At 25.6% G+C, this 9,102-nt stretch carries 9 protein-coding genes and 1 pseudogene; 5 read left to right on the forward strand and 5 right to left on the reverse strand.

The features are described 5' to 3' along the window. Positions 1 to 22 precede the first annotated feature (22 nt). Positions 23 to 838: pseudogene (locus Q1J76_RS02250) on the forward strand (MetQ/NlpA family ABC transporter substrate-binding protein). Positions 839 to 1,080: 242 nt separating this feature from the next. Then, entirely contained in the window at positions 1,081 to 1,221 is a 141-nt protein-coding gene (locus Q1J76_RS02255) for a hypothetical protein (RefSeq protein ID WP_300366176.1), read from the forward strand. A 254-nt stretch (positions 1,222 to 1,475) separates the two neighbouring features. Here Q1J76_RS02255 and Q1J76_RS02260 read toward each other — a convergent pair whose 3' ends face one another. After that, on the reverse strand, positions 1,476 to 2,858 hold the full coding sequence (locus Q1J76_RS02260; RefSeq protein ID WP_300366179.1) for an MATE family efflux transporter: 1,383 nt from the start codon (positions 2,856 to 2,858) through the stop codon (positions 1,476 to 1,478). 140 nt (positions 2,859 to 2,998) lie between these two features. Between Q1J76_RS02260 and Q1J76_RS12455 the strand changes: the two genes are divergently transcribed. Then, positions 2,999 to 3,169: a transposase gene (locus Q1J76_RS12455; RefSeq protein ID WP_367182054.1), complete on the forward strand. Its 171-nt coding sequence runs from the start codon at positions 2,999 to 3,001 to the stop codon at positions 3,167 to 3,169. A 323-nt stretch (positions 3,170 to 3,492) separates the two neighbouring features. Continuing rightward, complete coding sequence (gene hisF / locus Q1J76_RS02265; protein ID WP_300366182.1) at positions 3,493 to 4,248, forward strand: imidazole glycerol phosphate synthase subunit HisF; 756 nt, start codon at positions 3,493 to 3,495, stop codon at positions 4,246 to 4,248. A gap of 213 nt (positions 4,249 to 4,461) precedes the next feature. On the opposite strand, the gene Q1J76_RS02270 is transcribed toward hisF, so the two are convergent. From Q1J76_RS02270 to Q1J76_RS02285, 4 genes are all read right to left on the reverse strand, one after another. Beyond that, the gene (locus tag Q1J76_RS02270; RefSeq protein WP_300366185.1) at positions 4,462 to 5,835 is read right to left on the reverse strand and encodes an MATE family efflux transporter; all 1,374 of its coding nucleotides are present in this window, start codon (positions 5,833 to 5,835) and stop codon (positions 4,462 to 4,464) included. 147 nt (positions 5,836 to 5,982) lie between these two features. Beyond that, on the reverse strand, positions 5,983 to 6,837 hold the full coding sequence (locus Q1J76_RS02275) for a hypothetical protein (RefSeq protein ID WP_300366188.1): 855 nt from the start codon (positions 6,835 to 6,837) through the stop codon (positions 5,983 to 5,985). Positions 6,838 to 6,846: 9 nt separating this feature from the next. Continuing rightward, the gene (locus Q1J76_RS02280; protein ID WP_300366191.1) at positions 6,847 to 7,629 is read right to left on the reverse strand and encodes an MgtC/SapB family protein; all 783 of its coding nucleotides are present in this window, start codon (positions 7,627 to 7,629) and stop codon (positions 6,847 to 6,849) included. 37 nt (positions 7,630 to 7,666) lie between these two features. Further along, positions 7,667 to 8,425 (reverse strand): transporter substrate-binding domain-containing protein, encoded by a 759-nt coding sequence (locus Q1J76_RS02285; RefSeq protein WP_300366194.1) that lies wholly within the window; start codon positions 8,423 to 8,425, stop codon positions 7,667 to 7,669. A gap of 385 nt (positions 8,426 to 8,810) precedes the next feature. Between Q1J76_RS02285 and Q1J76_RS02290 the strand changes: the two genes are divergently transcribed. After that, the coding region (locus Q1J76_RS02290) for a GTP-binding protein (RefSeq protein ID WP_300366197.1) at positions 8,811 to 9,102 on the forward strand (292 nt) is incomplete at its 3' end.

Below are 9,102 nucleotides of genomic sequence, written 5' to 3' on the forward strand. Positions count from 1 at the left end.
TAAATATTTTAAGGAGAGAAAAATGAAAAAAATTTTATTATTAGTATCATCGCTTATATTATCATTATCGATATTATCATGCGGACAAAGTTCTTCAGAAAATAATCAGTTGATTAAAGTTGGTTTTGCTGGGGAGTCTGATTATCAAATTTGGGATCCTATAGTAGCAAAATTGGCAGAAGAAGGAATAACAGTTGAATTGGTATCTTTTTCTGATTACACTATACCTAATCAGGCTCTAAATGATGGAGAGATAGATTTGAATGCTTTTCAGCATTATGCATATTTTAATGATGAAGTATCAAATAAAAAATATAATATAACTGCTATTGCTGATACTTATATATCGGCTATGAATATTTATTCTACTAATATCACTGATATTAAAGAATTAAAAAACTGAGATAAAATAGCTATACCTAATGATCCTTCTAATGGCGGAAGAGCTTTGAAAGTACTTCAGGCTGCAGGTCTTATCAAAGTTAAGCCTGAGGCAGGAGATACTCCAAGTGTAATTGATATAATAGAAAATCCTCTTAATCTTGAAATAATAGAAATGGATGCTGGTGCAATTTACGGTGTACTTCCTGATGTTGCTTGTGCTGTTATAAATGGAAACTATGCTATAGATTTTGGTTTGAATCCGGGTACTGATTATATATTTAGAGATGATCCTTCTATTTACAGCGGAAAATCTTTTGTTAATTTGATTGCTGCAAGAACTAAAGATAAAGATAATGAATTATACAAAAAAGTAGTTGCTGTTTATCAGTCTGAAATAATAGAGAAAGTTTATAATGAGAATTTCAAAGGTTCTTATCTTCCTACTTGGAAATAAATTAAATATAAAATTTAATTGTTAAAAAATTAAGCCCTATATAATTTTATATAGGGCTTTTATAAAATATAAAAACTTGTTAAAGTTAATTACCATATTAATCTGTACAAATTCTTTTTGAGTTTTTTATTATTAATACTATAAACATATCATTTTGAGGTATATTATGAACAAGTAACAAGTCTAATATATAACAGCAGCACAATTACACCATATATAATTTACCATAATATATTTTAAAGTTGAAACTGAAAAATGTTCTTATAGAGCCTTTTATAAGACTTCAATATGATCAGGCATTAAAAACAAAAGATGAAAATGGAAAAGAATGGGCAGGAGAGAATTTTTATGTAACAGCATTCAATCAGGCAGAATTTCTATAGCATTTAATAATAGAGTAATACAGAACCTACACCACCAAAATTCAACTAATTTTTTATATAGTTACATATTTTTAGAACAGTAAATATGCATTACAGCTGACAAAATGTTTTCTTTAAACTGATTAAATAAATATTGATTTATAAGTTTTATTTTAAAAATTCTAAATAATACTAAAAGCTATAAACAATATGTTTCAGTTTACTATGATTTTATTATTCATTATGATAAAAATAAAATTAATTAATATGACAAATCATAATTTTTCTTTCATACTTTTTAAATTTTTTATTTCTATACTCACCATTATAACAGTAACTATCAAAGCAGCACCATCTGAAATAGGACCTGCATACATTACACCGTCTATACCTAATATTCTAGGAAGTAATATTATTAGCGGTGTAAGAAATATTATTTGTCTAGTCATAGATATGAAAGCACCTTTAAATGCCTTTCCCAAAGATGTAAAGAATGTACCTGTTACAGGCTGTATGCCGTTTATTATCATTAATGCCATATATATTCTCATATACCTTTCAGCAAAATGAAAATATAATTCGCTTCCTTCACCGAATATTCCTACAATTTGTCTTGGAAAAAGCTGAAATGATAAAAATGCTATGAATGCTATTATTGTAGTAATAGTTATGGTAAGTTTATATGAACTTATTACTCTGTCATAATTTTTAGCTCCGAAATTAAAACCTATTATGGGCTGACTTCCTTGAGAGCATCCTATTATAAAAGCCATTACAAGTGTATTTACTTTTGAAATAATTCCAGCTACTGCCAAAGGTATATTTCCACCGTACATTGAATTAGCTCCATAATAGCTTAATACATTATTCATAGTGATTTGTACTATCATCATCGCCAATTGATTGAATCCTGCTGATGCTCCTAATGAAAATATTTGAAATATATTTTTAATATCTATTTTGAAGTTGGATTTTTCAAGTTTTATATGCTTGAATTTGAACATATATTTTACAACCATGATAAAAGAAACAAAGTGTCCTATTATAGTAGCAAGAGCAGCTCCTGCAATTCCCATATTAAAAGTAAATATAAAAATAGGATCCAATATAGTATTAACTACAGCACCTACAAGTACGGATATCATAGAATATTGAGGACTTCCATCGGCTCTTATTATATGGCTCATCATAGCTGAAAATATAAATGGTATGAAACCTAATGCGGTTATACTTATATATTCTATTGCAAATGGAAGAACTTCTTCGGTAGCACCGAACATTATCATTAAATTTTTATTGAATATTTTCACTATTACAGTTAATATTAATCCCAATATAAAAGTAGATGATATTGCATTTCCTATAAACTTTGCAGCTTTTTCATTATCGCCCTTACCAAGAAATATGCTATACATTGAAGCACCGCCGAATCCATGAAACAATGCTATTGATATACAAATAATAGTGAGAGGAAAAGCAACATTAGTAGCAGCATTTCCATTTATACCTACTCCCTGTCCTATGAATATTTGATCCACTATATTATATAAAGAACCCACCAGCAGAGATATTATACTTGGGGTAGCATATTTAATAAGAAGTTTATATGGTTTTTCATAGTATAGAGGATTGGAAGTAACTGCATTATTATTGTTCATAAAAAATACTAACCTAATAAAAATATAAAAAATAATTCCATTAAGTATATTTTATTTTTTTGTTTTTTCAATAATATAATTTTGGTAATTATATATAAAATTTACTCAAACAAAATAAAATTACTTGACTTACCCTGTATATATATTATCTATATAAAGAATATGTAAACGGTGAGATATATACTAATACAATAGAAGGGGCTTTTGGTATAATAAAAAGAACCTTGTATGGAATATATCATAAAGTAAGCAAAAAGCATTTACAAAAATATTTAAATGAAATAGTTTATATATATAATAAATGGAGATAAAAATAACTTTGACAAGTTTGAATTATGCTTATATTATATGAATAATAGATTAAAATATTAGGACTTAATCTTTACATCTAATGTCTTTTCTTTTGGCGTTGCATCAATATTCAGGAATGTATGTTATAGAATTCTTAACTGACTCAATCAAACTTAATTATGGATCAAAAGAACATACTCTAACTTTATATAAAGTATAACATAAAGCTGGTGTACCAGCAAGATACAATAGGTAAATTTTATATATAATTACCTATTGTATCTATGCTTTACGAAATGCTATTTTTACTATATAATTTTATAAATTAAATTAGGTGTTTCATATGATAACGAAGAGAATAATACCATGTCTTGATATAAGAAATGGCAGAGTTGTAAAGGGTACCAATTTTGAAGGTTTGAAGGATGTTGATGATCCTGTTGAGCTTGCTAAATATTATAATAGTATGCAGGCAGATGAGCTTGTATTTTATGATATTACAGCTTCTTATGAGGGCAGAAAATTATTTGTGAATGTACTTGAAAATGTAGCCAATGAAATATTTATACCTCTTACAGTGGGTGGTGGAATAAACACTATAGAAGATTTTGATATGGTATTAAAGTCTGGTGCTGATAAGGTGAGTGTGAATTCAGGTGCTATAAAGAATCCTGATTTAATAAGGGAAGCTGCCGAGAAATACGGAAATCAATGTGTTGTGCTTTCAATAGATATAAAAAGGGTTAATGGTAAATATTCAGTATTTTCCAAAGGCGGCAGAGAGGATACTGGTATTGATGCTATAAAATGGGCTATAGATGGTGAGAAAAAAGGTGCGGGAGAGCTTGTAATAAACAGCATAGATACTGATGGGGTAAAGAATGGTTTTGATATAGAGCTTCTTAAAGAGATAGCTAATAATGTTTCTATACCTTTAATTGCATCTGGAGGTGCTGGAAATATGGAGCATTTCAAAGATGTATTTCAGGTTAAGGGTGTTGATGCAGGGCTTGCCGCTTCTATATTTCATTTCAAAGAGATTGATATAAAAGACTTAAAAGAATACTTACAAAAAAACAATATCAATGTAAGACTTTAAATTATTATTCAAAAATACTCATATATTAAAAATTTTATTTTGTATACATTATAGTTTTTGCAAATTTAAATAAAACTTGGGTGGGCTGTTAACAATTCTAATTATACAATATAAAAAATAAAAGTTTATATTGAAAATTTAAGTTATAAGCCTATAGGGCGGGCGTATGTTAATGAAGTTTTCAATATATATTCATTTTTTCAATTAATTAATTTATGGAGTGATTTCATTTTCTATAATATGATTTTTCTTTGTTGTTCTATAAATATAGATATACATTATTCCTGCTAATATTATAGAAGCTACATCTGAAATAGGTTGAGCCCATATAATTCCGTTAATACCGAAAAATTTTGTACCGAAATATATTGCAGGTACGAATGCTATACCCTGTCTACATACTGAAAGAATCAAAGAAGGCAAAGGTTTTCCTAATGCCTGGAATGTCGATATGAATATAAACTGAAAACCTATAATAGGTGCTACAGAATATGTAGCTATTAAAAATTTAGAACCGTATTCTATAACTTCATCATTTTTTATAAATATTCTAATAAGTTCTCTTGAAAATATTAAAGCAAATGTTAAAAAGATACTTCCAGATACAAAACTAAATAAGCATGAAAGTTTTATAGATGTATTCATTCTCTTATAATTTTTAGATGCAAAATTGTACCCTATGAAAGGCTGTATTCCCTGCCCCAAACCTATAAACACCAAAAGTACAAGCATAAATATTCTTTGAGAAACTCCAAGTCCTGCAACTACATTATCATTATATTTTGAAGCAAAATTATTTATCAAAATATTTGCTATACTTATAAGTGAATTATTTATAAATACTGGAAATCCTATTGAAAATACATTGACTAATATATCACTTGATAATATAAAATCTTTGAATCTTATAGATAGAAAATTACTTTTTTTAGCTATATGCCAAATATAATATAATGCAGATGTCGCATTTCCTATTATAGTAGCAAGAGCAGCACCAACAACTCCCATATTCATATAAAGTATCATTATTGGATCTAATATAATATTAATTACAGTTCCTATTATCATACCAGCCATAGCTTCTTTTGAAGAGCCTTCTGAACGAACTATCTGTCCCAATGACATTTGACAAACTACAAATATAGCTCCGAATGCCACTATAAGTAAATAGTGCTGAGCAAATTGATATGTATTTGTACTAGCACCTGATAATTTTAATATTTGATTTAGAAATATTAAAAAAACTATCATACATGCTATTCCTGTAATAATACTTGCATAAAAAACGAAAGAAGAAACCTGTTTTGCTTTATCATAATTTTTAGCACCTAAACTTCTAGATATATAAGAAGCTCCTCCTATACCGTATATGGAACCGAAGGACATAAGCACCAAATAAATAGGCATAGTTAAAGAAACAGCTGCCACCTGATTAGGATCATTAGTTTTTCCTACAAAAAAAGTATCAACCATATTATAAAAAACATTCACAAGCATTCCCAATATAGTTGGAAGTGCTAATGTTATTAATGCTTTATATACTGGATAATTTTCAAATATATCTATCTTTTTATCATTTTGACTCATAAATATCTTTCCCAAAAGAATCAAGTGTATTATATTAGATTTTATTTTTATAGCAAGTATTTATACGAATACTTTACATTTTTACTAAAATAATAGTATCTATAATAATGAATAATGGAGTTTATGAAAAACTTATTAATAAAAATTTTAAATTATAATTAATTTATCATCTGAAATTATATTATTAAAATTATCACAATCCAAACTTAATAATAAATTATTTTTATTATCATTGATAATATCATTAAATTCATTACAATTTTCTATTATAATATTATGATTATAGTATTTCATAAATATTTTTATTAAATCAAATCTTGTTTTTATATTAGATAAATTTTCTTTTTGAGATATTTCATTTATCTTAAATATAAAATCTCTCAAAGGCATATTTTTTTTGCTTGCTGTATCTAAATTAATATTTTCAAAATTATAATCTGCTATATATAAAGTACTTGATATATTTTTATTTAATAAAATTTTTAATATATTTTCTAATACCATCATAAAAATATCTATTTTTCTGCTGAAGAAAATTTTTGATAAAAAACTTTTTCCCTCAAAACTTATTATAATATTTATAATTTCATCAGTTTCAAAATTTGAATTAATATTAATTTCATAATTTGAATTTGGTTTTAGATATATTTTTTCTATATCAATATTTTTATTTTCTATAAATATTTTTGATATTATTTTATTTTTATTTGAGTAAATAATATCATTGGTAAAATCTATGCATTCAAGTATCATATTATTATCTATATTAGCCTGATATTGATAATTCTCCATTATTCCGCTTATAATTTTACTTATAGATAATAATTCATAATCATTAATTCTATAAAACTCAAAGAAGTGGCAGTTATTAATATACCAAATTAAATTGAGTAAATAATTATCATCATTTGAGAATACTGTAATTGGATATATATTAATTTCTTTTTCTTTTATATTATAATTATCTATTTTAAAATTTTCTATACATAAACTAATATTCATAATAATCTTTTATTTTAATAGGTTTAAATCAATTTTTTCTCTTTTATTTTTTAATATACATAAAGGCTTTATTTCCAAACTCATTAATATATTTTCTATATTTTTATAATCTAATTGAGGCACAAATATATTCATCTTACTCATAATATTCGGAGTTTTTTCATTCTTATCATAATTTTCTTTCCAGCCCAATATTTCCAAATTATTTAGTTTTATTCCGAATCTATATAATTCTGTTTCTATATCTATTTTAGGAGAATGTTCTATTACATATACTATAGATTTTTTTTTATTTGATATATAGTAAGGTATAAAGAATCTGTAAATAGAAGTGCTTAAGAATATGCATATACATCCTATAGTTGATAATACCCATTGTCCCGAACCTATAACTATTCCAAGACATGCAGTTACCCAAACTATAGCGGCAGTAGTTACGCCATGCAATATACCTCTATTTTGTATAATCATACCTGCACCTAAAAATCCAATACCTGAAACAATCTGTGCTGATATTCTATTATAATCTGGAACTGTATATAAAAGTTCGCTTCCTAATTTCATTAATTCAGCATTTTCAAGTATTATAGCACGTGCAAAAACATCTTCATAGCATGATAAAATTGCAGCTCCCATACAAACAATACTAGTAGTTCTACTTCCTATAGGTTTTTGATGTTTAGCTCTTTCCCAGCCTATGAATATTCCCATAATATATGCCACAAGTATTCTTGTAGTTATTTCTACTATACTATAATCTGCTAATGTATATTTAATAGATTCTTTAATCATAAAATAAATCCGATAATAAAATCAATTATAATAATTTTTAATTAGTACCCAAATGCTTTTCTACTAATTTTGCTTGAAATCCATTAGTCATTATTTGAGATAATGATTTATTAATTTCATTTAAAAGTTCAGTGTCATTTTTTCTAAATGCTATTGCATAATCTTCTTTTGGATATTCTATAGATTCTACAAGTTTTATATCATTATCATATAATAGATAATAATCGCATGTTGCTTTATCAAATACTGCCGCATCAATATTGCCGATTTTTAAAGCAAGTATTATACTTCCTCCTGAATCAAATCTATTTATATTAATTTCGTCTTTTTGAGAAATTCTACTATCAGCAACAGTACTTCTTATTACACCTACATTTTTTCCTATTAAATCTTTTTCAGTATTTATAGTATCATTATCTTTTTTTACTAAAACAGCCTGACTTGATGTATAATATTTATGAGAAAAATTAAGCTCTTCTTTTCTTTTTTCGGTTATATTCATAGCTGCTATTATCATATCTATTCTTCCAGATTTTAAAGATGGAATAAACTCTTCAAATTTCATAGGCTTCAAATTAATTTTAATTTTAGATATTCTTGCTATTTCATTAATCAAATCATAATCGAATCCTCTTATATTTTCATTTGATAAATATCCGAAAGGATAATCATAAACATATATCCCTACATTAAATTTCTTCTTCTTTATTAATTCTTTACTTGTTTTTCCTTGGGTATTCTCTTTGCATGATGATAATAATATGATAATTGAAATAACTAGTATAATTTTTTTCATTTTTTTTCCTAGTGAGTGTTTAAATATAAATTAATATGTATACATAAAAAAGTCAAGTATTACATTAACAGCTATTTTATTTAGTATATAATTAATTTTTTAATATTATATTTCTACTAATTTGATTTTTGATTTTATCATCATATTCAGCATAATCATTATTCGTAATACTACCTATAATAAAAATATAATTTTTTTTATTTACACAAAAAATAATATATCATTATAAAAAAGTCAATATATTTTACATAGAATTGTAAATTTTTAATACATAAAAAATATTTGCAAAAACATCATCATATATTATAATGTATCATCAATAATATGAATAAATAGCTCATTTTAATTAAATATTTAGATTATTTTAAAGGATATATTTTAATAAATGTCATACTCAGAAAAAATTAGAAATTTTTGTATCATAGCACATGTTGATCATGGAAAAAGTACTTTAGCTGATAGAATAATAGAACATACCAAAGCAGTTTCAAGCAGAGAAATGAAAGCTCAAATTTTGGACTCTATGGATATAGAAAGAGAGAGAGGAATCACTATAAAAAGCCAAGCGGTTAAATTATCTTATCAGGCTAAAGACGGAGAGGTTTATACGCTTAATTTGATAGACACTCCAGGACATGTGGATTTTAATTATGAGGTTTCTCGTTCTCTTGCTGCAT

Source organism: Brachyspira sp. (assembly GCF_029258575.1).
Taxonomy (GTDB): domain Bacteria; phylum Spirochaetota; class Brachyspiria; order Brachyspirales; family Brachyspiraceae; genus Brachyspira.

What these genes read in the sequence shown, in the direction of transcription:
- Q1J76_RS02260 (WP_300366179.1), bottom strand. Translation starts at nt 2,858, where the DNA reads ATGAACAATAATAATGCAGTTACTTCCAATCCTCTATACTATGAAAAA.
- hisF (WP_300366182.1), top strand. Translation starts at nt 3,493, where the DNA reads ATGATAACGAAGAGAATAATACCATGTCTTGATATAAGAAATGGCAGA.
- Q1J76_RS02270 (WP_300366185.1), bottom strand. Translation starts at nt 5,835, where the DNA reads ATGAGTCAAAATGATAAAAAGATAGATATATTTGAAAATTATCCAGTA.
- Q1J76_RS02275 (WP_300366188.1), bottom strand. Translation starts at nt 6,837, where the DNA reads ATGAATATTAGTTTATGTATAGAAAATTTTAAAATAGATAATTATAAT.
- Q1J76_RS02280 (WP_300366191.1), bottom strand. Translation starts at nt 7,629, where the DNA reads ATGATTAAAGAATCTATTAAATATACATTAGCAGATTATAGTATAGTA.
- Q1J76_RS02285 (WP_300366194.1), bottom strand. Translation starts at nt 8,425, where the DNA reads ATGAAAAAAATTATACTAGTTATTTCAATTATCATATTATTATCATCA.